The 26625-nt window shown below is 69.1% G+C and carries 19 protein-coding genes; 10 read left to right on the top strand and 9 right to left on the bottom strand.

The window, feature by feature from the left end:
- Window positions 1–78: 78 nt before the first annotated feature.
- From hutG to hutI, 3 genes are read right to left on the bottom strand one after another with little or no spacing between them, the layout of a single operon-like run.
- Window positions 79–909 carry an N-formylglutamate deformylase gene (gene hutG, locus G5B46_RS13050; protein ID WP_165259220.1) on the bottom strand — a complete coding sequence of 277 codons (831 nt, stop codon included), beginning with the start codon at window positions 907–909 and terminating at the stop codon, window positions 79–81.
- Window positions 906–2441 carry a histidine ammonia-lyase gene (hutH, locus tag G5B46_RS13045; protein ID WP_165259219.1) on the bottom strand — a complete coding sequence of 512 codons (1536 nt, stop codon included), beginning with the start codon at window positions 2439–2441 and terminating at the stop codon, window positions 906–908. The genes hutG and hutH overlap by 4 nt, the downstream gene beginning before the upstream one ends.
- A complete protein-coding gene (hutI, locus tag G5B46_RS13040; protein ID WP_165259217.1) occupies window positions 2438–3646 on the bottom strand; it encodes an imidazolonepropionase in 1209 nt (402 codons plus the stop codon). Before hutI ends, hutH begins: the two co-directional genes overlap by 4 nt.
- A gap of 220 nt (window positions 3647–3866) precedes the next feature.
- Between hutI and G5B46_RS13035 the strand changes: the two genes are divergently transcribed.
- From G5B46_RS13035 to G5B46_RS13020, 4 genes are all read left to right on the top strand, one after another.
- A complete protein-coding gene (locus tag G5B46_RS13035; RefSeq protein ID WP_346764923.1) occupies window positions 3867–5216 on the top strand; it encodes a formimidoylglutamate deiminase in 1350 nt (449 codons plus the stop codon).
- Complete coding sequence (gene hutC, locus G5B46_RS13030) at window positions 5213–5920, top strand: histidine utilization repressor (protein ID WP_165259214.1); 708 nt, start codon at window positions 5213–5215, stop codon at window positions 5918–5920. Before G5B46_RS13035 ends, hutC begins: the two co-directional genes overlap by 4 nt.
- A gap of 135 nt (window positions 5921–6055) precedes the next feature.
- Window positions 6056–7135: a DUF3667 domain-containing protein gene (locus tag G5B46_RS24190; RefSeq protein WP_346764916.1), complete on the top strand. Its 1080-nt coding sequence runs from the start codon at window positions 6056–6058 to the stop codon at window positions 7133–7135.
- A 188-nt stretch (window positions 7136–7323) separates the two neighbouring features.
- Complete coding sequence (locus G5B46_RS13020; protein ID WP_205691665.1) at window positions 7324–9570, top strand: TonB-dependent receptor; 2247 nt, start codon at window positions 7324–7326, stop codon at window positions 9568–9570.
- Between the two features lie 185 nt (window positions 9571–9755).
- On the opposite strand, the gene G5B46_RS13015 is transcribed toward G5B46_RS13020, so the two are convergent.
- The 3 genes from G5B46_RS13015 to G5B46_RS13005 are packed head-to-tail and all read right to left on the bottom strand — an operon-like array spanning window position 9756 to window position 14156.
- The gene (locus G5B46_RS13015; protein ID WP_165259211.1) at window positions 9756–10511 is read right to left on the bottom strand and encodes an SDR family oxidoreductase; all 756 of its coding nucleotides are present in this window, start codon (window positions 10509–10511) and stop codon (window positions 9756–9758) included.
- Window positions 10512–10560: 49 nt separating this feature from the next.
- Window positions 10561–12174, bottom strand: coding sequence for an alpha-L-fucosidase (locus tag G5B46_RS13010; RefSeq protein ID WP_165259209.1), 1614 nt, complete (start codon window positions 12172–12174; stop codon window positions 10561–10563).
- Window positions 12175–12188: 14 nt separating this feature from the next.
- Window positions 12189–14156 carry a glycoside hydrolase family 97 protein gene (locus G5B46_RS13005; RefSeq protein WP_165259208.1) on the bottom strand — a complete coding sequence of 656 codons (1968 nt, stop codon included), beginning with the start codon at window positions 14154–14156 and terminating at the stop codon, window positions 12189–12191.
- Between the two features lie 137 nt (window positions 14157–14293).
- Here G5B46_RS13005 and G5B46_RS13000 point away from each other — a divergent pair, with 137 nt between their 5' ends.
- Both G5B46_RS13000 and G5B46_RS12995 read left to right on the top strand, forming a co-directional pair.
- Window positions 14294–16750 (top strand): glycoside hydrolase family 3 protein, encoded by a 2457-nt coding sequence (locus tag G5B46_RS13000; protein ID WP_165259207.1) that lies wholly within the window; start codon window positions 14294–14296, stop codon window positions 16748–16750.
- A gap of 198 nt (window positions 16751–16948) precedes the next feature.
- A complete protein-coding gene (locus G5B46_RS12995) occupies window positions 16949–18895 on the top strand; it encodes a sialate O-acetylesterase (protein ID WP_346764915.1) in 1947 nt (648 codons plus the stop codon).
- 14 nt (window positions 18896–18909) lie between these two features.
- Here the strand turns inward: G5B46_RS12995 and G5B46_RS12990 are convergent, their stop codons facing one another.
- Window positions 18910–19470: a hypothetical protein gene (locus tag G5B46_RS12990; RefSeq protein WP_165259205.1), complete on the bottom strand. Its 561-nt coding sequence runs from the start codon at window positions 19468–19470 to the stop codon at window positions 18910–18912.
- Window positions 19471–19654: 184 nt separating this feature from the next.
- On the opposite strand from G5B46_RS12990, the gene G5B46_RS12985 reads away from it, so the two are divergent.
- From G5B46_RS12985 to ahpF, 3 genes are all read left to right on the top strand, one after another.
- On the top strand, window positions 19655–19834 hold the full coding sequence (locus G5B46_RS12985; protein ID WP_165259204.1) for a hypothetical protein: 180 nt from the start codon (window positions 19655–19657) through the stop codon (window positions 19832–19834).
- A gap of 102 nt (window positions 19835–19936) precedes the next feature.
- Complete coding sequence (gene ahpC, locus G5B46_RS12980; RefSeq protein WP_101718084.1) at window positions 19937–20500, top strand: alkyl hydroperoxide reductase subunit C; 564 nt, start codon at window positions 19937–19939, stop codon at window positions 20498–20500.
- Between the two features lie 140 nt (window positions 20501–20640).
- Window positions 20641–22221: an alkyl hydroperoxide reductase subunit F gene (gene ahpF / locus G5B46_RS12975; RefSeq protein ID WP_165259203.1), complete on the top strand. Its 1581-nt coding sequence runs from the start codon at window positions 20641–20643 to the stop codon at window positions 22219–22221.
- Window positions 22222–22268: 47 nt separating this feature from the next.
- Here the strand turns inward: ahpF and G5B46_RS12970 are convergent, their stop codons facing one another.
- Both G5B46_RS12970 and G5B46_RS12965 read right to left on the bottom strand, forming a co-directional pair.
- Window positions 22269–23816 carry an ATP-binding protein gene (locus tag G5B46_RS12970; RefSeq protein ID WP_165259202.1) on the bottom strand — a complete coding sequence of 516 codons (1548 nt, stop codon included), beginning with the start codon at window positions 23814–23816 and terminating at the stop codon, window positions 22269–22271.
- 201 nt (window positions 23817–24017) lie between these two features.
- The gene (locus tag G5B46_RS12965) at window positions 24018–25658 is read right to left on the bottom strand and encodes an NAD(P)/FAD-dependent oxidoreductase (protein WP_165259201.1); all 1641 of its coding nucleotides are present in this window, start codon (window positions 25656–25658) and stop codon (window positions 24018–24020) included.
- A gap of 608 nt (window positions 25659–26266) precedes the next feature.
- On the opposite strand from G5B46_RS12965, the gene G5B46_RS12960 reads away from it, so the two are divergent.
- Window positions 26267–26548, top strand: a complete 282-nt coding sequence (locus tag G5B46_RS12960; protein ID WP_165259200.1) for a hypothetical protein — start codon at window positions 26267–26269, stop codon at window positions 26546–26548.
- Window positions 26549–26625: the final 77 nt, after the last annotated feature.

Here is a 26625-nt window from a genome sequence, read left to right as displayed (position 1 = left end):
GGGCGAGACGGGGCGCCGAGCTTCGTCACTCGCCCCCTCCGTCGCGCTGCGTATCCGCAGCGCGCCACCTCCCCCGTTTCACGGGGGAGGAGCTGTCGAAGCAAAGTCCAAGCAGGCCTTCAGCACGTCGCCCAGCACGCTGCGCATCGGCGCGGCCTTCTGCGGGCGGTAGGGCGAGGGCCAGGACTGCGGGGTGATGCGGGGCGAGGGGTCGTCGATATAGCCGCGGCAGGCCAGCTCCATCTGCACGGCGTGGATGCCGCGTTCGGGCTTTCCGTAGTGGCGGGTGATCCAGCCGCCCTTGAAGCGGCCGTTGGTCACCATCGGCAGGCCCGAGCTTTCGCAGGCGGTCTCGACGGCGGCGGTCAGGGCCTGGTCGCAGCTTGCCCCGCCGTTGGTGCCGATGTTGAACACCGGCAGTTCGCCCGGAAACAGCCGCGGCGCCCGCGAGCGGATCGAGTGGGCGTCGTACAGCACCACCTTGCCGTGGATCGCCAGCAGCCGGTCGATCTCGGCCCGCAGGGCCTCGTGGTAGGGGATGAACCAGCGTGCGCGGCGGGCGGCGATCTCGGCCTCGTCCGGCTCCTGGCCCTCGGCATAGAGCCGCTCGCCGTCGAAGGTGTCGGTGGGGCACAGGGCGGTGGTCGCCATCCCCGGATAGAGCGAGGCTCCCGACGGATCGCGATTGACGTCGATGACGGTGCGCGACACGGCCGTCCGCACGGTCGTGGCCCCCAGGTCGTCGGCGAAGTTGTAGAGTCGCTCGATCCACCAGTCGGCGTCCTTGCGGGCCAGCCAGGGCGAGACGAGGCGCTTTTCGATGTCCTCGGGAATGAACGATCCCGAGTGGGGGATGCTGACGATCAGCGGCGCGTCGCCCCGCCAGACTTCTAGCCAGTCGCTGCTCATGTGGTCGCTCCGGGCAAGGGAACGCCGGCCGCCGCGTCGATGATCGCGCCGGTCCGCACCAGAATGTTGGCCGCTTCCATGTCGGGATGGAAGTGACGGTCGTCCGACAGATGCGCGACCTTGCTCCGCACCGCCCCCCGCACCGCCTCGAGGGCGGCGCTGGAGGTCAGCGGCGCGTGGAAGTCGCAGCCCTGCGCGGCGGCCAGAAGTTCAATGCCGATCACCGCCGTCGCGTTCTCGACCATCGACAGCAGGCGGCGCGCGCCATGGGCGGCCATCGACACGTGGTCTTCCTGGTTGGCCGAGGTGGGGATGGAGTCGACGCTGGCCGGATAGGCCTTCTGCTTGTTCTCCGAGACCAGGGCCGCGGCCGTGACCTGCGGGATCATGAAGCCGGAGTTGAGGCCCGGCTTGGGCGTCAGGAAGGCCGGCAGGCCCGACAGCGCGGGATCCACCAGCATGGCGATGCGGCGCTCGGCGATCGAGCCGATCTCGCAGACGGCCAGGGCGATCATGTCGGCGGCGAAGGCCACCGGCTCGGCGTGGAAGTTGCCGCCCGACAGGGCCTCGTCCGCTTCCGGGAAGATCAGCGGGTTGTCGGAGACGCCGTTGGCCTCGGTGGCCAGGGTGAAGGCGGCCTGGCGAAGCACGTCCAGCGCCGCGCCCATCACCTGCGGCTGGCAGCGCAGGCAATAGGGGTCCTGCACCCGCTCGTCTTCCTTCAGATGCGAGGCGCGGATGTCGGACGAGGCCATCAGGGCGCGCAGGGCCGCGGCGGTCTCGATCTGGCCGGCATGGCGGCGCAGTTGGTGGATGCGCGGATCGAACGGGGTGTCCGAGCCCTTGGCAGCCTCGGTCGACAGCGCGCCGGTGACCAGGGCCGACTGGAACAGCACCTCGGCCTCGAACAGCCCGGCCAGCGCGTTGGCGGTCGAGAACTGGGTGCCGTTCAGCAAGGCCAGGCCCTCCTTGGGGCCCAGTTCGACAGGCGAGAGGCCCGCGCGGGCCAGGGCTTCGAGGGCGGGCTTCCTCACGCCGCCGACGTCGATCTCGCCGACGCCGATCATGGTCGCGGCCATGTGCGACAGCGGCGCCAGGTCGCCCGAGGCGCCGACCGAGCCCTGGCTCGGCACCACCGGCGTCAGGCCCAGCGTCAGCATTGCCTCCAGCAGCTTGACGGTCTCGACCCGCACGCCCGAGGCGCCTTGGGCCAGGCTGGCCAGCTTCAGGGCCATCATCAGGCGGATCACCGGAACCGGCGAAGGCTCGCCCGTGCCGGCGGCGTGCGACAGCACGATGTTGCGTTGCAGGGTCGCCAGGTCCTCGTCGCCGATGCGCACGCTGGCCAGTTTCCCAAAGCCCGTATTGATGCCGTAGACCGGCTCGCCCTTGGCCAGGATGCGGGTCACGGCCGCCGCGCTGGCCTCGATCACCGGCCAGGCATGGTCCGCCAGCCGCGCGGCCGCGCCGCGATAGACCGACTTCCACTGGGCGAGGCTGACCTCGCCGGGGTGCAGGACTTCAGTGTTCACGAAACAGAGCTCCAGACGCGCGCATGGAGCGGATTGAAGCCCATGCGGTAGACAAGTTCGGCGGGACGCTCGACGTCCCAGATGGAAAGGTCGCAGGCCTTGCCGGCCTCCAGGGTTCCCCGATCGGCCAGCAGTCCGAGGGCCCGGGCGGCTTCGCGCGTGACGCCGGCCAGACACTCGTCCACCGTCAGGCGAAACAGGGTGGCGGCCATGTTCATGGTCAGCAGCAGGCTGGTCAGAGGCGAGGTGCCGGGATTGCAGTCTGTGGCCAGCGCCAGGGGCACGCCGGCCGCGCGCAGGGCGTCGATCGGCGGCAGCCTGGTCTCGCGCACGAAGTAGTAGGCGCCGGGCAGCAGCACGGCCGTGGTCCCGGCCCCGGCCATGGCGGCGATCCCGGCCTCGTCCAGATGTTCCAGGTGATCGGCCGACAGCGCCCCGAACTCGGCGGCCAGGGCCGCGCCATGCAGGTTCGACAACTGCTCGGCGTGCAGCTTCACCGGCAGGCCATGGGCGCGGGCGGTTTCGAACACCCGGCGGATCTGGGCGGGCGAAAAGCCGATGCCCTCGCAGAACCCGTCCACCGCGTCGGCCAGGCCTTCCGCCGCCACGGCGGGGATCATCTGCTGGCAGATCAGGTCGATATAGCCGTCGGCGTCGCCCTTGAACTCCGGCGGCAAGGCGTGGGCGCCGAGGAAGGTGGTCTTGACTGAGACGGGGCGGGCTCGGCCCAGGGCGCGGGCGGCGCGCAGGCTCTTGAGTTCATGCTCAAGGGAAAGGCCGTAGCCGGACTTCACCTCGATGGTCGTCAGGCCCTCGGCGATCAGGGCGTCCAGGCGGGGCAGGGCGGCGGCGACCAGCTGGTCTTCCGTCGCCTCTCGGGTGGCCTTCATGGTCGAGACGATGCCGCCGCCGGCCCGGGCGATCTCTTCGTAGCTGGCGCCGGCCAGCCGTAGCTCGAACTCGTGGGCGCGGTCGGCGCCGAAGATCAGGTGGGTGTGGGGGTCGATCAGGCCGGGCGTGATCCAGCGGGCCTCGCAGTCGACCGTCTCGGCGGCCTCGAAGGCAGGCGCTTCGGCGGCAGGGCCGGCATAGAGGATCCGGCCGCCCTTGGCGGCGATCACGCCGTCTTCAACGACGCCCAGTCCGGGCGCGCCTTCGGCGAGGGTCGCAAGGCGGGCCTTGATCCAAACCCGATCGCACCGCATCGCCAGCGCCTCCCGTGACGTCTTGAGTCGTGCTTCGCGACCCTTGCGGCGCGGTTCAATATGTATAGACATATTCGCGAGCGACGAGGATTGTCCAGTGAGCGACGCCGAGAATCTTGAAGGCCCGGAAGAGGTCTCCCCCGACCTGCCCGACGAGGTTGCGGTCGAGGCTCAGGGCGAGCCCGCGCCGGCGCCCGCTCCCGAGACCCCAAGGGACGTCGTGGTCTGGTGCGAGAGCGCCCTGCTGGCCGACGGTTGGGCGAAAGGCGTTCGCCTGACCCTCTCCGAGGGCCGCATCGCTCGCATCGACACCGACGTCGCGGCCGGTAACGAGCCCCGCCTGGGGGCGGCCCTGCCGGGCATGCCCAACCTGCACAGCCACGCCTTCCAGCGGGCCATGGCGGGCCTGACCGAGATGCGCGGAGAGGGCGGCGACAGCTTCTGGACCTGGCGCGAGCTGATGTACCGCTTCGTTGAGCGGCTGGATCCCGACGCCCTGCAGGCCATCGCCGCCATGGGCCAGGTCGAGATGCTGGAAAGCGGCTTCACCCGCGTGGGCGAGTTCCACTACCTGCACCACGACCGTGACGGCGGCGCCTTCGACGATCCGGCCGAGATGGGCGCGCGGATCGCGGCGGCGGCGCAGGAGACGGGCATCGGCCTGACCCTGCTGCCGGTGTTCTACGCCCACTCGGGCTTTGGCGGCGCCGCGCCCGGCGAGGGCCAGAAGCGCTTCGTCACCGACGTCGACGGATACGCCCGCCTGCTGGAGGCCAGCCGCGCCGCCGTCGCGGGGCTGTCAGATGCGGTGGTCGGCATCGCGCCGCACAGCCTGCGCGCGGTCACGCCTGAGGAGCTCACCGCCATCACGCCTCTGGCCGCCGGCGGGCCGATCCACATCCACATCGCCGAGCAGACCAAGGAAGTCGACGACTGCCTGGCCGCCACCGGCCAGCGTCCCGTGCGCTGGCTGATGAACCACGCCGACGTCGGCAAGCAATGGTGCCTGGTCCACGCCACTCACATGAACGCGGTCGAGACCGAGCGCCTGGCCAAGAGCGGCGCGGTCGCGGGCCTTTGCCCGATCACCGAGGCCAATCTCGGCGACGGCGTCTTCCCGGCCCACGACTACCAGGCCGCCGGCGGCGCCTTCGGGATCGGTTCGGACAGCAACGTGCTGATCGATGCGGCCGAGGAGCTGCGGGTGCTGGAATACTCCCAGCGCCTGACCCGGCGCGCTCGCAACGTACTGGCCGGCGGCCCAAGGCGCTCGACCGGCGGCGAGCTGTGGCGGGCGGCCGTGGCGGGCGGGAGCCAGGCCCTGGGCGCGGGCCGTCCGGGCCTGCGCCGCGGCGCGCCGGCCGACTTCGTCACACTCGATCGCGAGCACCCGGCCATCGTCGGGCGCAGCGGCGACGCCTTGGTCGACAGCCTGGTGTTCGCCGGACGGCACGGCGCGATCGACAGCGTCTGGCGCGCGGGCCGCCCCGTAGTCGCCGGCGGCCGCCACCGGCATCGCGACGCCATCGTCGAGCGCTATCGCCAGGTGCTCCGGGGCCTGCTGTCGTGACCGTTCCGCTGCACCAGCGCATCCGCGACGAGATCGAGGGCCTGATCCGCTCGGGCGCCTGGCCGCCGGGTCATCGCGCGCCCTCCGAGAGCGAGCTGATGGCCCAGTACGGCTGCTCGCGGATGACGGTGAACAAGGCGATGTCGGCCTTGGCGCAGGCCGGCCTGATCGTTCGCCGCCGCCGCGCCGGCTCGTTCGTGGCCCGGCCCAAGGTGCATTCCACCGTCCTCGACATCCCCGACATCCAGGCCGAGATCACCGCCCGGGGCGAAACCTACGCCTTCGTGCTGCTGGCGGCTGAACGCCGCCCCGCCGATCCCGACGACGGCGACGAGGTCGACCTGGCGGGCGAGGGCGACCTGGTCGTCCTGCGCGGCCTGCACGTGGCCGGCGGTCGGCCCTTCGCGCTGGAGGACCGGCTGATCAGCCTGGCCGCCGTGCCCGAGGCCGCCGCCGCCGACTTCGCCGCCGAGCCGCCGGGCGCCTGGCTGCTGCATCACGTTCCGTGGACAGAAGCGGAAAGCCGCATCAGCGCCGTGGGCGCGGAAGCCGCGGTCGCCGAACTGCTGGCCCTGGACGTCGGCGCGGCCCTGCTGGCCGTGGAACGCCGCACCTGGCGGGCGGGAGAGCCGGTCACGCGCGTGCGCCAGCTGTTCCCCGGCGAGGCCTACGACCTGGTCGCCCGGTTCGGCCCCGCGCGCTGAGCAGCGGCGTTTGTAGGCGCCGCGCCGGCTTGCTCGCCGGTGGATCAGTCGACAGGTGCATGCACGCCCAAGCTGTCGTACATCACCACGCGAGCGCGGGCTGAATCGCGCTTGGGGCGTGCGTGGGGACGTAGCGTGAAGGAAGTCGAAGCGATCACCGGCGGTGCGCTGGGCGGATGGCTGGCGCGGTTCAAGTCGGATGGCCGCTCGGCCCATCCCGCGCCGCCGCCTGGAACCAGGTGCGACAACTGCGAAACCGAACTGGCCGGGCATTTCTGCCACGCCTGCGGCCAGGAGGCCTCCGACCATCACAAGTCGATCTTCCATGTCACCTGGGAAGCCATCGAGGGGATGTTCCACTTCGACGGCCGCCTGTGGCGCACCCTGCCGTGGCTGTTCTTCCGTCCCGGCACGCTGAGCCGCGAGTATCTCGACGGCAAGCGGGCCCGGCACGTGCCGCCGTTCCGCCTGTTCCTGGTCTCGCTGCTGCTGTTCATCCTGTCGGCCGAGGTCTTGATCCACAAGGCGATGCACGACGCCCAGCACAAGGCCGGCCCTGGGGGCGAGCACGCGGCCGCAGCCTCGCACGGCCCCGCCAAGAGCGGCGAGCACGGCAAGGCCGCTCCGCCGAGCATCAACGACAGCGTCAAGGCCATCCCCGGCGAGGTCACCAACGACATCCAGCAGCAGATGAAGGAGGGCGGCCTGCTTTCCGACGGGGTCGGGGCCGACGGCAAGCGCACCTTCATCGACGTGGGCGAGGTCGAGCCGACCGAGCGGGCCAAGCTGGAGTGGTTCAACACCCAGCTGAATAAGGCCGTGGACACCCCCGGCTACTTCGTGGCCGTGGTGTTCGGCTGGGGCCACCGTCTGGCGGTGTTCCTGCTGCCGATCCTCGCCCTGTCGCTGGGCGCCTGCTACGTCTATCGCCGCAAGTTCATGATGTACGACCACCTGATCGTGTCGATGAACTACCTGTCGTTCATCTTCCTGCTGTGGGCGATCGTGATGATCCTGCCCGCGCCGGTGCGCCAGACCGGCGTCCTGGTCGCTCTGCTGTGGGCGCCGGTGAACCTGTTCATGACCCTGCGCGGCGTCTACGCCTCCAACGTGTTCGGGGCGCTGCTGAAGACCACGATCGTCTGGTTCACCACCCAGCTGGCCTTCGTGTTCCTGCTGGCGGGCCTGCTGTGGCTGGGTCTGTCGCAGATCTAACGAGGTTCTGCCGGTTTATTGTTCGCGGACGGACATTATCCCCGTTCGTCCGCGACGGGTGTCATGACAGCTTTGCAAGCGCCTGATATCCGAACGCCGTGTTGCGGAAATAATCAACAACCGCAGCCGCTTATACGTAAAAAGGGGATTACTTCGTGTCCAAGACCACCTTCGGTCGGTCGGCGTTGATGCTGACCTGCGCGCTGGGCGCGCTCGCCAGCGCCGCCGTCGCCAACGCCCAAGAGGCCGACTCCACCAGCCTCGAAGAGATCATCGTCACCGCCGAGCGCCGCTCGGTGAACCTGCAGGACACGCCGGTGTCGGTCGGCGTGGTCGCCGGCGACCAGCTGCGGGCCATGCAGGCGGGCGGCGACGACATTCTCGCCCTGGCCGGCCGCGTGCCCGGCCTCTACGCCGAAACCACCACGGGCCGGATCTTCCCGCGCTTCTACATCCGCGGTCTTGGCAACATCGACTTCTACCTCGGCGCCTCGCAGCCGGTGTCGATCATCCAGGACGAAGTCGTCCTCGAGCACGTGGTGCTGAAGTCGAACCCGGTGTTCGACGTCCAGCAGGTCGAAGTGCTGCGCGGCCCGCAGGGCTCGCTGTTCGGCCGCAACACCACCGCCGGCATCATCAAGTTCGACACCGCCAAGCCGACCCAGACCCTGCAGGGCCAGGCCCAGGCCTCGTACGGCAGCTACAACACCACCACCTTCGACGGCGGCATCGGCGGGCCGATCGTGGCCGACAAGCTGGCCTTCCGCGTCTCGGCCCTCTACCAGCACCGCGACGACTGGGTGGACAACACCTTCCGCGGGACCAGCGCCGACGGCACCGTCACGCCGCAGAAGGACGCCATGGGCGACTTCGACGAGCGCGACCTGCGCCTGCAGATCCTGGCGACCCCGACCGAAGAGCTGTCGGTCCTGGCCTCGGCCCACGTGCGCCAGTACGAGGGCACCTCGACCCTGTTCCACCGTAACGGCCTGAAGAAGGGCTCCAACAGCACCGACTTCGCCGAGCGCGACCAGGTCGCCTACGACGAGGCGGCCAACAACCCGCAGGCCTACGACACGGCCGGCGCCTCGCTGAAGATCGACTACGACCTGGGCGGCGTGAAGCTGACCTCGATCAGCGCCTATGAGACCACCGACGGCTACAGCCGCGGCGACACCGACGGCGGCGCGGCCGCCAACTTCCCGGTCGGCGGCGCGCCCAACGGCTTTGGCCAATCGCAGGGCGCGGTGAAGGATCTCGACCAGATCAGCCAGGAAATCCGCCTGGCCAGCACCACCGACGGCGCGCTGAAGTGGCAGGTCGGCGGCTTCTATTTCGACAGCCGCGACATCACCAACTTCTACCAGCGCGCGTTCTTCGTCCGCACCAACCCCAACAACTGGGTGTCGCTGGAGAACATCAACACCTCGTGGGCCGTCTTCGGCCAGGTCAGCTATGACGTCACGCCGAACCTGACGATCACGGCCGGCGCCCGCCAGACCGACGACACCAAGAAGACCCGCCTGCTGAAGTCGGCCGACACGGCCACGGGCGCGGTCACCTATACCGGCCGCCGCTACGTGAAGCTGTCCGACAGCCAGCCCAGCTGGGACCTGTCGGCGCTCTACAAGGTGACCGGCGACGTCAGCGTCTACGCCCGCGTCGCCCGCGGCTTCCGCGGTCCGACCATCCAGGGCCGTTCGGCCGTGTTCAACGCCGACTTCACCACCGCGGACTCCGAGACGATCCTGTCGTGGGAAGCCGGCTTCAAGAGCCAGCTGCTGAACAACACCCTGCGCCTGAACGCTTCGGCCTTCACCTACAAGGTCGAGGACATTCAGCTGAACGGCAACGACAGCAACGGCAACGGCGTCCTGTTCAACGCCGACAAGGCCGAGGCCTACGGCATGGAAGCCGAGGCCCAGTGGCGCCCGATCGCCAACCTGACCCTGACCGCCGGCCTCTCGCTGCTGCACAGCGAGATCAAGGACAAGCGCGTCTACGCCCAGGTCTGCGCCCTCAACGGCGTGGTGGTCTGCACCGTGCAGAACCCGACCATCCAGGTCGGTTCGAACGTCTTCGCCCAGATCGACGGCCAGCCTCTGCCGAACGCGCCGGAGTACAACGTCGACTTCACCGCCCGCTACGAGCACCCGCTGGCCAACGGCGGCGCGCTGTTCGCGGCCACCGACTGGAACGTGCAGGGCTACACCAACTACGTCCTCTACAAGACCCGCGAGTTCTACTCCGAGGGCAACTTCGAGGGCGGGTTGAAGCTCGGCTACACCGCTCCGGGCGGCGCCTACGAAGTGGCCCTGTTCGGCCGCAACATCACCAACGAGAAGAACCTCAAGGGCGTGATCGAGAACTACATGGCCTCGGTCTTCAACGAGCCCCGCATCGTCGGCGTCTCGGTCAGCGCCAAGCTGCGCTGATCTGACCGCCTGACCTGAAAGAGCGCCCTCCGAGCCTGGCTCGGGGGGCGTTTTTCGTTCGGGAGAAGACCCCCTCAGTCGCTTCGCGACAGCTCCCCCAGAGGGGGAGCATCTGTGCTTCCAAGATCCTCCCCCTCTGGGGGAGGTGGGCCGAAGGGCCGGAGGGGGAGCTCGCCGCAGGCGCGCTACAGCGACTGCCCGTCGTCCACCGTGAACACCGACCCCGTCACCGCCCGCGAAGCGTCCGAGGCCAGGTACAGCGCGGTGGCTTCCAGGTCGCCGGTGTCCATCAGTCGCCGGCGCGGGAAGCCGGCGACGAGCTTCTGCCCGCCTTCGCTGTCGAACCAGGCGTCGTTGAGCTCGGTGCGGATGTAGCCGGGGCACAGCACGTTGACGTTGATGCCCTTGCTGGCCCACTCGCGGGCCAGGCTCTTGCCCATGTGGGCCGTGGCGGCCTTGGACGCGCAGTAGGCGGTGATGCCCGGCAGCACCTTGTGGGCCCCGATCGAGGCGACCAGCACCACCCGGCCGCGCGCCTCGACGCCGGCCTTGATCATCCGCCGCGCGCCTTCGCGGGCGGTCAGGAACACGCCCCGGGTGTTGACCCCCAGGATCTTGTCGAAGTCCTCGATGGCGATATCCAGCGCCGAGGCCCGGACGTTGATCCCGGCGTTGGCGATCACCGAGTTGGCCGGGCCCCAGGCGGTTTCCAGCGCGTCGTAGGCGGCGATCACCGAGGCTTCGTCCTCGACGTCCATCGAGACCGCCAGGGCCGCGCCGCCGGCCGCCTCGATCTCGCCGACCAGGGCCGCCAGCCGGTCGGCCCGCCGCGCCGCCACCGCCACCCGCGCGCCGGCCTTGGCGGCGGCCAGGGCCAGGTTGGCGCCGATGCCCGACGAGGCGCCGGTGATCAGGACGGTGCGGCCGGAAAGGTCGGTCATCGCGTATGCTCCCTCGGGTTTCGAGGGAGCATACGGTCGTTTGAAAGGCTTAGGCCAGCCCCGGGCCTTCGATCTTCACCACCGAGGCGAAGCTTGGACGGCGCTCGGGCAGGGCGATCTTCAGGCCCTTGCCGTCGCGGGTGAAGGGCAGGGGATCGCCGCCCAGCAGCGAGACCTTGCGCACCTCGCCGCCGGCATGCGGGGCGCCGGTCGCCAGGCTTTCGATGACCATCTCGCGGCCCGGCTCGACCAGCGGCAGCGCATAGATGGCGCCGGCCTTGGTGGTGAAGCGGATGTCGCGGGCTTCGAACGGCTTGGCGTCGCCCTCGTTCTGCATGCCTTCGACCAGGCGCGTGGGGCCCTCGCCGTAGATCTTCCACGGGCGGGTCGAGTAGATGGCCTCGCCGTTGACGGCGATCCAGCCGGCCATGTCGGCCAACACCTTGGCCTCCTTGTCGTCGATCGAGCCGTCGCCGCGCTGGGGGATCGACAGCATCAGCGTGCCGTTCTTGCTGACCACGTCGGTCAGGCGCTGGATCACGTCCTTGGCGGTCTTGTAGCCGTCGCGCTCATAGAGCCCGCGGTCGTAGTGCCAGTTGCCGATGCAGGTGTCGGTCTGCCAGGGCTCGTCGCGCAGCCGGTCGGAGAAGCCGCGCTCGACATCCTCGACGATGGCCTTGCGCTGGAAGGCGGTCAGCTTCTTGCCGGTGACCACCACGTCGGTCCTGCCGGTGCGGCGGACGGCCTGGTTGTAGAAATGCGCGGTCGCCTCCAGCCCGGCCCAGCCCAGGGGCAGGGCGTAGTTGTCGAAATAGACCATGTCGGGCTTGTAGCGATCGACCAGGTCGTTCTGGCGCAGCAGCCACTGATGCACGAAGGCGGGATTGTTGGCCGGCGGGGTCTCGATCCACTCGCCGTCGTGCTTGTCGTGCCAGGCGTTGGCTTCGGCGATGGAATTGATCCCGTCGGGGATCACCATGTTGGGGCCGGTGTAGAGCTCCTGCGGGTCCAGGCCCTCCCACCACTTGCCCTTGCCGTCGGCCTTCTTCAGGCGGAACGCGTCGTACCGCTGGCCCTTCAGCGGGCCCTCGGCGTCGTAGCCGTAGGCGGTCTGCCACCAGTGCCAGGCGTGGGCGGCGTGGTTGGAGACGGCGAACTTCATGCCGTGGCGGCGGGCGACCTTCTCCCAGGTCCCGACGATGTCGCGCTTGGGGCCGACGCGGGTCGAGTTCCAGGCGTGGTGGCGGCTGTCGAACAGGTCGAGATTGTCGTGGTGGTTGGCCATCGACATGAAGAACTTCGCGCCGGCGGCGACGTAGGTCTTCATCAGGGCTTCGGGATCCCAGGCGTCGGCCTTCCAGCGCGGGATGAACTCCATGAAGCCGAACTGCGTCGGGTGGCCGTAGGTCTTGACGTGGTGTTCGTAGAACGGGTTGCCCTGCTGGTACATCTGGCGGCCGTACCAGTCGCCGAACTCGGGCACGCATTGCGGGCCCCAGTGCGACCAGATGCCGAGCTTGGCGTCGCGGAACCAGTCCGGCGTCTTGTAGCCGGCCGCCAGCGACTCCCACGAAGCCTTGAAGGGACCGCGTGACGCGGCGAGGGCGGGCGAGGCGGCGAGGCCGGCGGTCGCGCCCAGCAGGGCGCGGCGGGTGAAGGGCATGGACTGGCTCACTTTTACTGGACCGGCGTCAGGCGCACGGCCGCGCCGCCGCTGGCGGCGAGTTTCAGGGTCAGGGTCGAGGCGGCGGAGACGGAGGGAGCCGAACCCTCGATACTGGTGGGGGTCGCGCCGTCCTGGCGGACGTCGGCCTTCCAGGATCCCTTGCCCAGGAAGCCGAGCGGGACCTTCACCGTCCGCGCGGTCTCGTTGTTCAGCGCGCCGATCCACCATTCGTCGCCCTTGCGGCGGGCGACGACGATCGACTGGCCGATCTCGCCGGTCACGTAGCGCACCTCGTCCCACGCCGTCGGCACGGCGGCGGCGAAATCGAGACCCGCGGGGCTTTCGGCATAGGTGTCGGGGCTGTCGGCGACGATGGTGAAGGGGCTGTCGTAGACCACGAACATCGCCAGCGCCTGGCCACGCGTGGTCTGCACGAAGGGCAGGCGGTCGCGGGGCTCGAACGCGGCGGGCTCGACATTGCGGAAGCCGCCGGGGGTGTAGTCCATCGGCCCTAGCAAGAGGCGCGTATAGGCCAGCATGACATTGTGGCTCGCGGTGATCCGCGCGCTCCACTTGTTGTACTCGGCCCCCAGCACGCCTTCCTGGGTCAGGTAGTGCGGATAGGTGCGGATCAGGCCCGTCGGGTGATAGGCGCCGTGCAGGTCGACCATCAGGTGGTGCTGGGCGGCCTTCTTCAGCAGGCGGTGGTAGAAGTCGACCATCTGTTGGTCGTCGCGGTCCATGAAGTCGACCTTGATCCCCTTGATCCCCCACTGCTCGTAGAGGGCCAGGGCCTCGTCCATCTGGGCGTCCAGGGCCTTCCAGTTCAGCCACAGCCAGACACCGACCTTCCTGTCGGCGCCGTAGGCGATCAGGCCCGGCAGGTCGAGTTCGGGCTTGGGGCGGGTGACGTCGACGCCCGGCCGCACCACCGAGGCGCCGCCGGCCCCGACGTTCCAGCCTTCGTCGATCAGCATGTATTCCAGGCCGTTGGTGGCGGCGAAGTCGATATAGGCCTTGATGGTCTGCGGGTTCATGCCGGCGTTCGGCACGGCCTTCAGCGTCGGGCCGTTCCACCAGTCCCAGGCGGCCTTGCCCGGCTTGATCCAGCTGGTGTCGGCGACGACGGAGGACGCGCTCAGCGTCGTCAGCAGGGTGTTCTCGACCAGTTGGCCGGCCTTGGGGGCGATCATGATCACCCGCCAGGGCGAGACGACGTCGGCGCCCAGGCGGGTCTTCACCGCCGTGCCAGAACCGTCGAGCCGCGGCGACAGCTTGACCGACACGCCCAGCCGACCATCGCCCCGGCCTGTCAGGTACATCCCCGCCCAGTCCTTCAGGTCGGCCTCGGCGATGGCGAAGGCGGCGTTGTCGCCCTGGCAGACCAGCGGCGCGTCGAACAGGTTGTGCTCGCGGAACCGCGAGGCCTGGACCGGGTCGAACTCGCCCTCGTGGCTGGTGCCGAACTTGCCGAGGTTCAGGCCGAAGCAGCCGTAGTCCTTGGGGAAGGAAAAGCCGGTCACCTCGTCGTTGACGTTGGTCGCCGCGGTCGCCTCCTGCTGGGGCAGCACATAGCGGAAGGCCGCGCCCTGGTCGTAGGCGCGGAAGATCACCCGCAAGCGGCGGCCGCCTTCCTCCTGGAAGTCGACGGCCAGTTCGTTGTGCTTCTGGACGACGCGGCTGACCTTGGCGGCGGGCAGGTCGTAGGCGTCCTCGCCGCTGCCGCTCTCCGCGCCGACGATCTTGGCGCCATAGGAAAAGCGGCCGCCCTTCGAGAGCTCCAGGCCCAGGCCCGAGGGCGCGATCAGGGTCTTGCCCTTGTAGGCGACGGCGTAGCGCGCCTGTCCCGACTCGTCGGAGACTTGGATCGAGACGGCGCCGTCGGGGGAGGAAAGGGTGCGGGTTTCGGCCGAGACGTTTGCGCCATACAGCGCTGTCAATGCAGCGCCCGCCAGCAGCGCGTTCCGAACCACCCCCATTGCAACGTCTCCCTAAAATTCGTTGTCTCAGTGTTTGTCGTATTAATTAGACCGTGTATGCATCGGCGTCGAGCTTTCGATACCGGTAACATCCAGGCGGCTCGCAGACCGCCCAAAGCAAGGAAGAGCGGGGGAGCATGAACACCAGGACCCTGACCATCGCCCTGATGGCGACCACCCTTCTGTCGGCTCCGGCCTTCGCCGCCGACAGTCCCAAGAGCACCGCCCATCCGGCGCTGTGGCCCGCGGCCAAGAGCCAGGGCCTGGTCGACCCGGCCACCGAAGCCTTCGTCGACGGCCTGCTGGCCAAGATGACGCTGGAGGAGAAGGTCGGCCAGATGATCCAGGCCGACACCGCCTCGATCAAGGCCGAGGATCTCAAGACCTATCCGCTGGGTTCGATCCTGGCCGGCGGCAGCTCGCCGCCCCTGGGCGCGCCCGACCGCTCGCCGGTCGGCCCCTGGGTCGACACCGTCAAGGCTTTCCGCGACGCCGCCGCCCAGCGCGGCGGGACCAACATCCCGCTGATGTTCGGCATCGACGCCGTGCACGGCAACAACAACCTCGTCGGCGCCACGCTGTTTCCGCACAACATCGCCCTGGGCGCCGCCCACGATCCTGAACTGATCCGCAAGATCGGCGCCGCCACGGGCCAGGAGACAGCGGTGTCAGGCTTCGACTGGGCCTTCGGTCCGACCCTGGCCGTGCCGCGCGACGACCGCTGGGGCCGCACCTACGAGGGCTATTCGGAAGACCCCGCGATCGTCCGCCAGTACGCCCGCGAGATGATCCTGGGCCTGCAGGGCGCCGTCAGCGAGGGCCAGGCCCTGCAGAAGGGCCACGTGGCGGCCAGCGCCAAGCACTTCCTGGGCGACGGCGGCACCACCAACGGCAAGGACCAGGGCGACACGCAGGTCTCCGAGCAGGACCTGATCCGCCTGCACGCCCAGGGCTACGTTCCGGCCATCAACGCCGGGACCATGACCATCATGGCCTCGTTCAACAGCTGGAACGGCCAGAAGATGCACGGCAACAAGTCGCTGCTGACCGACGTGCTGAAGGGCCGCATGGGCTTCGACGGCTTCATCGTCGGCGACTGGAACGGCCACGGCCAGGTCGAGGGCTGCACGCCGACCAACTGCGCCCAGGCCGCCAATGCGGGCCTGGACATGTACATGGCCCCCGACAGCTGGAAGGGCCTCTATGACAACCTGCTGGCCCAGGCGAAGTCGGGCGAAGTGCCGATGGCGCGCATCGACGACGCCGTGCGCCGCATCCTGCGCGTGAAGGCCAAGCTTGGCCTCTTCCGCGCCGACCGTCCGTGGGAAGGCCGCGAGGGCGTGCTCGGCAACGCCGACCACCGCGCCATCGCCCGCGAGGCTGTGGCCAAGTCGCTGGTGCTGCTGAAGAACAACGGCGGCGTGCTGCCGATCAAGTCGTCGGCCAAGGTGCTGGTGGCCGGCTCGGGCGCCGACGACATCGGCCAGCAGTCGGGCGGCTGGACCCTGTCGTGGCAGGGCACCGACAACAAGAACAGCGACTTCCCCAACGCCCAGTCGATCTATTCGGGCTTCAAGGACGCGGTCGAGGCCTCGGGCGGCAGCGCGACGCTCAGCGTCGACGGCAGCTTCACCGACAAGCCCGATGTCGCCGTCGTGGTGTTCGGCGAGCAGCCCTACGCCGAGGGCGTGGGCGACCTGAAGTCGCTCGAGTACCAGCAAGGCGACAAGACCGACCTGGCGTTGCTCAAGAAGCTGAAGGCCCAGGGCGTGCCGGTGGTCGCCGTGTTCCTGTCGGGCCGTCCGCTGTGGGTGAACCCCGAGATCAACGCCTCGGACGCCTTCGTGGCCGCCTGGCTGCCGGGCTCGGAAGGCGGCGGCATCGCCGACGTGCTGGTCGGCGACGCCGCCGGCAAGCCGCGCCGCGACTTCAACGGCAAGCTGTCGTTCAGCTGGCCCAAGACCGCCGCGCAGTTCTCGCTGAACAAGGGCGACAAGGCCTACGCGCCGCTGTTCGCCTACGGCTACGGCCTGACCTACAAGGCCGGCCGGACCGTGCCCAAGCTGTCGGAAGTCTCGGGCGTCACCGCCGTCGCGGCCAATGACAGCAACTACTTCGTCGGCGGCAAGACCCCGGCGCCGTTCGAGTTCCGCCTGCTGCCGACCACCTCGGTGCACATCAAGCCGGTCGACGCCGGCAACGTGCAGGAAGCCGGCCGCCAGCTGACCTTTGCCGGCGGCGTGCCCGCCGCGGCCGAGATCGCGGGCGACAAGGCCTTCGACCTGACCTTCCAGACCAACGCCGAGATCGCCCTGCAGGTGAACTGGCGCGTCGACGCCGCTCCGTCGGCCAAGACGACGCTGGGCATCGGCGCGGGCAAGCTCGACGTCACCTCGGTGCTGTCGGGCGCCAAGGTCGGCGAGTGGACCAGCCTGAAGGTGCCGCTGAAGTGCTTCCAGGCCGCCGGCACGGACGTGACCAAGGTCGAGGCCCCGTTCTCGCTGGCCACGGCCGGGAGCCTGGCCGTCTCGATCAGCGGCGTGAAGCTGACCACCGACCCGACCGGCACGACCTGCCCGGCCAAGGCGGACTGATCGACTTTGCGGAAATAGAGGGCGTCATCCCGGAAAGCCCGAAGGGCTTATCCGGGACCTAGGGGCCGGCGCACTGCGTCGGCCGCCGCCGGGCGGGGGATCCATCCGCCGAGCCCAGTCGCCTGGGTCCCGGGTCTGCGGCGCCAGGCGCCTTCGCCCGGGATGACGATTTTAGTTGTGATCAAGCGGAGACCTCGCGTGCGTCTGACCCGTCACCTGCTCGCCGGGGCCGCCGCCCTGGCTATCGTATCGCCCGCCGCTGCGGCCCCGCTGCTGGCCTCGGTGTTCACCGACCACGCCGTGCTCCAGCGGGACCACCCGATCGCGGTCTGGGGCGTCGCCGCGCCGAACGCCGCCGTCTCCATCGATCTCTCCGGCCAGTCCGTGGCCGCCACGGCTGATGCGAGCGGCCGCTGGAGCGCGCAACTGCCGGCCCGTCCGGCGACCGGCCAGCCCCTGACCTTGACGGTCAAGGCGGGCGCCGAGGTCCAGACGATCTCCGACCTCCTGATGGGCGACGTCTGGCTGTGCTCGGGCCAGTCGAATATGGAGTACCCGCTGCGCCGCGCCCTCAACGGCGAGGTCGAGGCCGCGGCGGCCACTGACCCGCACGTGCGCCTGCTGCAGACCGGCCGCACCAGCCTGCCCAACCCCACCGATACGCTGCCTGCCCAGGCTGTCTGGAAGACCTCCAGCTACGACAGCGCCAACAACTTCTCGGCCGCCTGCTATTTCATGGGCCGCGACATCCGCAAGAGCACCCATGCTCCGATCGGCTTGATCGACGCCACCTGGGGCGGCTCGATCATCCAGGACTGGATCAGCGGTCCGGGCCTCAAGGCGCTGGGCGGCTATGACGAGGGCCTGTCGGTGCTGGCCGACTACGCCAGCGACCCCGCCAAGGGCATGGCCCGCTGGGGCGCGATGCTCGACCGCTGGGCCGCCAAGGTCGAGCCGCACGCGGCGGACTGGGCCAAGCCCGACTTCGACGACCGCGCCTGGGCGACCATGCCTGCCGAGCAATTCTGGGAGACCAATCCGGGCCTGGAAACCTTCGACGGCACGATCTGGCTGCGCGCCGAGATCACCCTGACCAAGGCCCAGGCCGCTGCCCAAGCCAAGGGGGGCTCGACCCTGGTGCTCGGGCCCATCGACGACATGGACACCACCTTCGTCAACGGCCGCCAGGTCGGCTCGCAGGAAGGGTGGGACTTCAAGCGCGCCTACGCCCTGCCGGCCGGAACCCTGAAGGCCGGCCGCAACGTCGTCGCCATCCGCGCCGTCGACACGGGCGGCGGCGGCGGCGCCTGGGGGCCCGCCAAGGACAAGGGCCTGAAGCTGGCCGACGGCTCGTTCGTCCCGATGGGCGGAACCTGGCGCTACAAGGTCTCGACCAGGCTCTCCGACACCGGCCTGCCGCCGCACGCGCCGTGGCTGGGCGCGTCGGGCCTGTCGACCCTGCACAACGGCATGATCGCGCCGCTGGTCCCTTACGGCGTCAAGGGCTTCGCCTGGTACCAAGGCGAGTCGAACGTCACCGAGGCCAAGGAATACGCCCGCCTGATGCCGGCCCTGATCGCCGACTGGCGGCGGGCCTTCGCCGCGCCCGACGCGCCGTTCCTGATGGTGCAACTGGCCGCCTTCGGTCCGCAGGTCGACAAGCCGGGCGTCTCGCGCTGGGCCGAACTGCGCGATGTCCAGCGTCGCACGGTCGCGGCCGATCCGACGACGGGCCTGGCCTCGGCCGTCGACCTGGGCTCGCCCTACGACATTCACCCGGCCGACAAGCTGCAGGTCGGCCTGCGCCTTGGCGGTCTGGCCCGCAAGCTGGCCTATGGCGAGGCCCTGAACGCTTCGGGCCCCGCGCCGGTCACGGCCGTGCGCGACGGCGGCGACATCGTCGTCACGCTCGACCAGCCGGCGGTGGTCTACGGCTCGGGACGCCCGGCCGGGTTCGAACTGTGCGACGCGCCGGAGTCATGCCGCTTCGTCGACGCCGCGGTGGAGGGCGACAAGATCCGCCTGAGCGTTCCCGCCGGCTATGCGGCGGTGAAGGTCCGCTTCGCCTGGGCCGACAGTCCGGTGCTGAACCTCTATGGCCAGAACCGCCTGCCCGCGACGCCGTTCGAACTGGTGGTGAAGTAGGGGAGAGCGCTCGCCTATCCGGCCGACGCCCGGCAGGCCTGAAGGAACGGCTCCAGTTCGGCCGCGGCGCCCAGGCCGGGGACCTCCCAGCTGTCGTCGCCTTGCGTCACCTTCAGCGGGCGGCCGGCCAGCAGGGTTCGCAGGGCCGGATCGTCCGAGGCGACCTGGGCGTAGAAGTTCATGCCGTCGCCGGCCATGGCCAGCAGCGCCGGCAGGGTGCGGGCCGCGTCGCCTTCGCCGAAGGTGACGGTCACCCGCTCGCCCTCCTGGCCGTCGACGCCGGCAGGGCCGCCGATCTCGATGCGCCCATGCTCGTCGCAATCGATGCGAAGCAGGCGGTCGTCGCTTTCGGGCAGGCCGTACTGCACGCTCTGGCCGGGCATGGCCGTGTTCCAGCGATAGCCGCTGTCGGGCTCGGCGCCCGGCTCGGGGCCCAGCTCGGGGGAGGGCGTGCTCGCGCCGGCGGCTGGGGCGTCCTTCACCGGCGTCGCCGGCAGCGGCGCCTTTGGCTTGGCGCCGCCGTCACAGGCGCCGAGAGCCGCCGCGGCGACCGCGGCCAGAATCCAGATCCGCATTCGTCCCCCAAACACCAACCAGGCCGTGAGCCTAGGGGCGCGTCTCGCGCCGATCCACCCGAAGTTGACGCCTGCGCCACGCGATCGCGAGCGCGCGTTCGCCGAAAATGGGCTCCAGCCCAGCTCGTTAACCAGCAACCCCTTGCGGCATAAGGCTTTCCCTCTTCGAAAGGAGGCCCGCCGCTTGACTGATCGCACCTGCGAAGAACTGGCCGAACTTTGGCGAGCGGTGTTCGGTGAGGCGCCGCCGATCATCACCGACCGTGAGCTCACCGTAGAGGTCTTGGTGCGCTGTCTGCCGGCCGCCGAACCCTATGCTCCACAAGCTGCTCCCATGGCTCAGCTTGATCGCGAGGCGTCCTGAGGCGGGGATAGGCAGGATCTATCTTCGGAACTGATTTTATCGATTGGACCTATTTGCTGCATCGCGATACCTACGACGCATCCTTTTCCAACGGAGCGTCCCATGTCGCTGATCAACACCACGATCAAATCCTTCACCGCCCAGTCGTACAAGGACGGCAAGTTCGTCACGGTCAGCGACGCCGACACCAAGGGCAAGTGGTCGGTCTTCTTCTTCTACCCGGCCGACTTCACCTTCGTGTGCCCGACCGAACTGGAAGACCTGGCCGACAACTACGACGTCTTCACCCGCCTGGGCGTCGAGATCTACGCCGTGTCGACCGACACCCACTTCTCGCACAAGGCCTGGCACGACAGCTCGCCGGCCATCGGCAAGATCAAGTACCACATGGTCGGCGACCCCTCGGGCGCGATCACCAACAACTTCGAGATCATGCGTCCGGGCGTCGGCCTGGCCGACCGCGGCACCTTCCTGGTCGACCCGGAAGGCGTGATCCAGTTCATGGAAGTCACCGCCGAAGGCATCGGCCGCAACGCCATCGAACTGCTCCGCAAGATCAAGGCCGCCCAGTACGTCGCCTCGCACCCGGGCGAAGTCTGCCCGGCCAAGTGGGAAGAGGGTGAAAAGACCCTGGCCCCGTCGCTCGACCTCGTCGGCAAGATCTAAGACGACCCTGTACTGACTACCCGCGCCGCCGCTTCGCTCCTTCTGGAGCGGCGGCGCACCCCTCGATCGTTCGCCGCGTTCGATCCTCCCCCGAAAATCGAACGCACTTCCTCCTCCCCCTAGTTTTCTGGGAGCCCGTCATGCTGGACGCTGGTCTGAAGACCCAACTGAGCACCTATCTGCAGAACCTGCGCCAGCCGATCGAACTGGTCGCCTCGCTGGGCGAGGACAAGGGCTCCAAGGACATGCTGGCCCTGCTGGAAGACGTCGTCGCGACGTCCGACAAGGTCAGCCTCAACCTCTCGGGCGACGACGCCCGCAAGCCCTCGTTCGCCATCACCCGCGCTGCGGGCGATGCAGATGTCCGCTTCGCCGGCCTGCCGCTCGGCCACGAGTTCACCTCGCTGGTGCTGGCGCTGCTGCACGTCGGCGGCCACCCGCCGCGCCTCGACGCCGAGGTGATCGAGCGCATCAAGGGCCTGGACGGCGACTACAGCTTCGAGACCTACTTCTCGCAGTCCTGCCAGAACTGCCCCGACGTCGTGCAGGCGCTCAACACCATGAGCGCGCTGAACCCGCGCATCCGCCACGTCGCCATCGACGGCGCTCTCTTCCAGGCTGAAGTTGAAGAGCGCCAGGTCATGGCCGTGCCGACCATCCTGCTGAACGGCCAGCCGTTCGGCCAGGGCCGCATGGAGGTCGAGCAGATCCTGGCCAAGCTCGACACCGGCGCCGAAGCCCGCGCCGCCGAGAAGATCAAGACCAAGGACGCCTTCGAGGTGCTGGTCATCGGCGGCGGTCCCGCCGGCGCGGCCGCGGCCGTCTACGCCGCCCGCAAGGGCATTCGCACCGGGGTCGCCGCCGAGCGCTTCGGCGGCCAGGTGCTCGACACCATGGCCATCGAGAACTTCATCTCGGTGCAGCACACCGAAGGCCCCAAGCTGGCCACGGCGCTGGAACAGCACGTCAAGCAGTACGACGTCGACGTGATGAACCTGCAGAAGGCCGTCGGCCTGGTCGGCCCCAAGACCGAGGGCGGCCTGATCGAGGTCAAGCTCGAGAACGGCGCCAGCCTGAAGTCGCGCACCGTGATCCTGTCCACCGGCGCCCGCTGGCGGAACGTCAACGTGCCCGGCGAGGCGCAGTACAAGAACAAGGGCGTGGCCTACTGCCCGCACTGCGACGGTCCGCTGTTCAAGGGCAAGCGCGTGGCGGTGATCGGCGGCGGCAACAGCGGCGTCGAGGCGGCCATCGACCTGGCCGGCATCGTCGCCCACGTCACCCTGATCGAGTACGACAGCCAGCTGCGCGCCGACGCCGTTCTGCAGCGCAAGCTCGCCAGCCTGCCGAACGTCAAGATCGTCACCTCGGCCATGACCACCGAGATTCACGGCGACGGCGCCAAGGTCAACGGCCTGTCCTACAAGGACCGCAACCACGACACGGCCCACCGCGTCGATCTGGAAGGCGTGTTCGTGCAGATCGGCCTGGTGCCCAACACCGAGTGGCTGAAGGACTCGGGCGTGGCTCTGTCCAACCGCGGCGAGATCGAAGTCGACTACCGCGGCGAGACGACCATGCCGGGCGTCTTCGCGGCCGGCGATGCGACCACCACGCCGTACAAGCAGATCATCATCGCCATGGGCGAGGGCGCCAAGGCCTCGCTGTCGGCCTTCGACTACCTGATCCGCCTCCCTGCGGAGCAGGCCGAAGCCGCCTGATCGGATCTACCCTTTCCCTCTCTCTTTGAGAGAGGGATTTAGGCGCTTTACGCCACCGCCGCCTGGATGCCCGCCAGCAGGTTGGCCGCGGTGATCGGCTTGGCCACGTGCAGGTCGGCGCCGGCGGTCAGGGCCTCGTTGCGGTGCTTCATCAGGGCGTTGGCGCTGAGCATGATGATCGGCGTGCGCACCGCCCCGCGCTCGACCTCCAGAGCGCGGATGGCGCGCGTCGCCGTCAGGCCGTCCATGCGCGGCATCTGCATGTCCATCAGCACGATGTCGAAACGGCCGTCCCCGAAGGCGGCGACGGCCTCGAAGCCGTCGCCCACGGTGACCACGTCGGCGCCCTGGGTCGCCAGGATCAGCTGGGCCACCCGCTGGTTGGTGGGATGATCCTCGACCAGCAGCACGCGAAGCGGGTGGTCGGGCAGGGCGATCGGCTCGGGCGGCGGCGGCTCGGCGCTGACCTCGACGGCTTCCTGCAGGCGCGGAAGGCTCAGCGAGAAGGTGAAGCGGCTGCCGATCCCGGGGCGCGAGGTCGCCGAGATCTCGCCGCCCATCATCTCGACCAGCGAGCGGCAGATCGAAAGCCCAAGGCCCGTGCCGCCGAAGCGGCGGCTGATCGACTCGTCGGCCTGGCTGAAGCGGGTGAACAGTCCCGCGGCCTGGTCGGCGTCGAAGCCGATGCCCGTGTCCTCGATCTCGAAGGTCAGGTGGGTCTCGCCGTGGGCCTCGGTCGCCGCGACGCGCAGGACGATCCCGCCCTGGTCGGTGAACTTGATGGCGTTCGACAGCAGGTTGCCGATCACCTGGCTCAGGCGCATGCCGTCGCCCAGGTGGCGGCCGCCGGTGATGGGCGGCCGCTCGATGGCGAAGGTCAGGCCCTTCTCCTGCGCGCGCCGGCGCATAACCTCGACGCCGGGACGCAGGGCCTGGTCGAGGTTGAACGACCGCTTCTCCAACTGCAGCTGGCCGGCCTCGATCTTGGAGACGTCCAGGAAGTCCGACACCAGCCGTTCCAGCGTCGCGCCCGAGTCGCGGACCAGGGCGATCATCTCGGCCTGTTCGGGCGTGAGGGCGGTGCGCGACAGGGCGTCGACAATGCCGATGACGCCGTTCAGCGGCGTGCGGATCTCGTGGCTGATATTGGCCAGGAAGTCGGACTTGGCCCGGCTGGCCGCCTCGGCCGCCGCCTTGGCCTCGATCAGCTGGCGCTCTGCCGCCACCCGGTCGGTGACGTCGCGGGCCACGCCATAGATGCGGTCGCCCGCGCGCTGGGCCCGCCATTCCAGGGTGCGGTAGTGGCCGTCGGCGTGGCGATAGCGGTTGATGAAGCCCCGGACCGGATCGCCTTCCTTGCGGTTCTCGACCTCGACGACGCTGTCGCGCGTGCCGGGCATGTCGTCGGGATGGACGAGCCGCAGCAGGGGCTGGCCTTCCATGTCCTCGGGACGATGACCCAGCTTGGTCTGCCAGGATCGGCTGGCCTTCAGCACGGTGCCTTCCAGATCGCGGATGATCAGCAGGTCCAGCGAGACCTCGAAGAAGGTGCTGGCGTCCACCAGCAGGGCGTCGCGAGCCGATGCTTCCGCCATTTATCGAAGTCCCCGAAACGCCGACTAGAGTTCAGCCTAGCGCATCAAGGTTAAATTCCAATATCCGCAATCCATTGCATATTTAGTCGCGCGAATGGGTCCTGATTTCGGAATGCTCTTTTGGCGATAGCTGAATTGAGTTTCGGTATTCGGAGAACTGTTTGGCGCCTTGAGAGGCGCCGGAAAGGCGGAGGGGGTCTTCTAGACCGGCTCCGCCCAACCCTTGGCCACATAGGCCGCCGCCACCGCCTCGGCGATCTTGATGCCGTCGACGCCCGCCGACAGGATCCCGCCGGCATAGCCCGCGCCTTCGCCGGCCGGGAACAGGCCGGCGGTGTTGAGGCTCTGCAGGTCCTTGCCGCGCGTGATGCGGATCGGCGAGGAGGTGCGGGTCTCGACGCCCGTCATCAGCACGTCGGGATGGTCGTAGCCGGCGATCTGGCGGCCGAACACCGGCAGGGCCTCGCGCATGGCCTCCAGCACGAACGGCGGCAGACATTCGGCCAGATCTGTCATCTTGATGCCCGGCTTGTAGGAAGGCGAGACCTCGCCCAGCGCCTCGGACGGGCGGCCGGCCAGGAAGTCGCCGACCTTCTGGGCCGGGGCCTTGTAGTCGCCGCCGCCGGCGGTGAAGGCGAGGGACTCCCACTTGCGCTGGAACTCGATGCCGGCCAGCGGGTGACCCGGATAGTCGCGCTCGGGATCGATGGCCACGACGAAGCCGGAATTGGCGTTGCGCTCGTTGCGCGAATACTGGCTCATGCCGTTGGTCACCACCCGGTTCGGCTCCGAGGTCGCCGCCACCACCGTGCCGCCCGGGCACATGCAGAAGCTGTAGACCGTGCGGCCGTTGGAGCAGTGGTGCGACAGGCTGTAGTCGGCAGCCCCCAGGTCCGGGTGGCCGGCGCAGGCGCCGAAGCGGGCCTTGTCCATCCACGACTGCGGGTGCTCGATGCGCACGCCGATCGAGAACGGCTTGGCCTCGATGTGGACGCCGCGGTCGTGCAGGGTCTGGAAGGTGTCGCGCGAGGAGTGGCCGACGGCCAGCACCACGTGCTCGGTCTCCAGGTACTCGCCGGTCGAAAGATGCAGGCCCTTGAGCTTGCGCTGGCCGTCTTCGTCCGCCTCGATCTCGAAGTCGGTCACGCGGTGCTGCCAGCGGTACTCGCCGCCCAGGCCCTCGATCAGGGCGCGGATGTTCTCGACCATGTGCACCAGGCGGAAGGTGCCGATGTGCGGATGGGCCTCGGTCAGGATCTCCTCGGGCGCGCCGGCGGCGACGAACTCCTCCAGCACCTTGCGGCCCAGGAAGCGCGGATCCTTGATCTGGCTGTAGAGCTTGCCGTCCGAGAAGGTGCCAGCGCCCCCTTCGCCGAACTGCACGTTCGACTCCGGGTTCAGCTCGCTCTTGCGCCACAGGGCCCAGGTGTCCTTGGTCCGTTCGCGCACCACCTTGCCGCGGTCCAGGATGATCGGCTTGAAGCCCATCTGGGCCAGCACCAGCCCGGCGAACAGGCCGCAGGGACCGGCGCCGATCACCACCGGACGCGGGCCGTCGAAGCCTTCCGGCGCGCGGGCGGTGAAGCGATAGGCGGTGTCGGGCGTCGGGCGGATCTGGTGGTCGCCCTTGAAGCGCTCCAGCACGGCGGCCTCGTCGCGCAGGGCCACGTCCACCGTGTAGACCATCAGGATCGCGGACTTCTTGCGGGCGTCGTGCGCCCGCCGCCAGAGCTTGACCTCCAGGAGGTCGGCCGGGTCGACGCCAAGGCGCGCGCAAATGGCCGGAGCCATGGCCTCCGGCGGATGGTCCAGGGGCAGCTTCAGTTCGGAAAGACGCAGCATGGCGCGGGTTTAGCGGGTCGCGGCCCTTCGCGCCATGGGGAGCGGCCGCGACATCGGCGTTGCTGGCGGGGCCGCCCCGACCTAGCTTCAACGCATGGCGTCCCAACAGGATATTCTCGTCTCTCCGAGCGGGCTCTGGCGGTCGCGGGAGTTCGGCCATGAACCGCCGCTGCCCAAGCCCTTCAAGGTGAGGCTCGACGCCGCGATCTCGCACGTCTGGGCGGGCGTGGTCGATGAGCCGGGGCACGCGTTTGACGGCCGGGCCGTCTATCTCTCTCAGCGCAGGGCCGAGTGGGACGGCGAGGTCGACGTCGAGGTCTCGCCGAGAGCCCAGGATGGCTACTTCACCGGATCAGGCCAGGTGAGTTTCAGGCTGCCGAGTCCGGTGGGGGAAGGGGCTCCGCCTGCCGCAGGTTCCGCCGCCGGAGCCGCGCCCCATGACCGGCTGCTGGCCCTGTGGGCGAAGCGGGGGCAGGGCTATCGCCGCCACGTCGCGCATGGCGCTGCCGAGGTCGCATCGCTGGCCGCGCACTATGGCGTGCGTCTTCCCGACGATTTTCGCGACTACCTGATCCACGCCTGCTCGACCCGTCGACGACGGCGGGGTCATGGACGAGTTCGGCAACGCCTGGTGGGGCCTCGAACGGATCCGGTCCCTGGTCGAGGAGTGCGGCGCGCCGAAAGCGGATGATGCTGTGGCCGTAACGTCGGCCGCCAGTGCGCTGCTTTTCGCCGACACGCTGATCTGGTGTTCGGCCTGGGGCGTCTGCTGCAAGGAGGGGCCCGACTTCGGACGTGTCTTCCTGGTGTCGGACGGAGAGCGGTTCGTCGCCGACAGCTTCGCCGAGTTCGTCGCGCGATACCTGGAAGACGACCGCGCCCTTTATTGAGCGCGGTCGCGCCTAGGGTCTGGCCTCAATTGGCGTGCAAAGAAACGTGTCTTCCCGGCCGGAGGAGCGCGTCAGCG

Source organism: Caulobacter sp. 602-2, from assembly GCF_011043625.1.
Taxonomy (GTDB): Bacteria; Pseudomonadota; Alphaproteobacteria; order Caulobacterales; family Caulobacteraceae; genus Caulobacter.
Note: the sequence above shows the minus strand (reverse complement) of the source record. Positions and strands in the feature narration are given on the sequence as shown.

Bases quoted from the DNA above. Each gene is read 5' to 3' on its own strand.
- G5B46_RS12970 (WP_165259202.1), bottom strand. From the start codon at position 23,816: ATGGCGGAAGCATCGGCTCGCGACGCCCTGCTGGTGGACGCCAGCACC.
- G5B46_RS12965 (WP_165259201.1), bottom strand. From the start codon at position 25,658: ATGCTGCGTCTTTCCGAACTGAAGCTGCCCCTGGACCATCCGCCGGAG.
- G5B46_RS13020 (WP_205691665.1), top strand. From the start codon at position 7,324: ATGCTGACCTGCGCGCTGGGCGCGCTCGCCAGCGCCGCCGTCGCCAAC.
- G5B46_RS13010 (WP_165259209.1), bottom strand. From the start codon at position 12,174: ATGCCCTTCACCCGCCGCGCCCTGCTGGGCGCGACCGCCGGCCTCGCC.
- ahpF (WP_165259203.1), top strand. From the start codon at position 20,641: ATGCTGGACGCTGGTCTGAAGACCCAACTGAGCACCTATCTGCAGAAC.
- G5B46_RS13015 (WP_165259211.1), bottom strand. From the start codon at position 10,511: ATGACCGACCTTTCCGGCCGCACCGTCCTGATCACCGGCGCCTCGTCG.
- ahpC (WP_101718084.1), top strand. From the start codon at position 19,937: ATGTCGCTGATCAACACCACGATCAAATCCTTCACCGCCCAGTCGTAC.
- hutG (WP_165259220.1), bottom strand. From the start codon at position 909: ATGAGCAGCGACTGGCTAGAAGTCTGGCGGGGCGACGCGCCGCTGATC.
- G5B46_RS12960 (WP_165259200.1), top strand. From the start codon at position 26,267: ATGGACGAGTTCGGCAACGCCTGGTGGGGCCTCGAACGGATCCGGTCC.
- G5B46_RS13000 (WP_165259207.1), top strand. From the start codon at position 14,294: ATGAACACCAGGACCCTGACCATCGCCCTGATGGCGACCACCCTTCTG.
- hutI (WP_165259217.1), bottom strand. From the start codon at position 3,646: ATGCGGTGCGATCGGGTTTGGATCAAGGCCCGCCTTGCGACCCTCGCC.
- G5B46_RS13005 (WP_165259208.1), bottom strand. From the start codon at position 14,156: ATGGGGGTGGTTCGGAACGCGCTGCTGGCGGGCGCTGCATTGACAGCG.
- G5B46_RS12990 (WP_165259205.1), bottom strand. From the start codon at position 19,470: ATGCGGATCTGGATTCTGGCCGCGGTCGCCGCGGCGGCTCTCGGCGCC.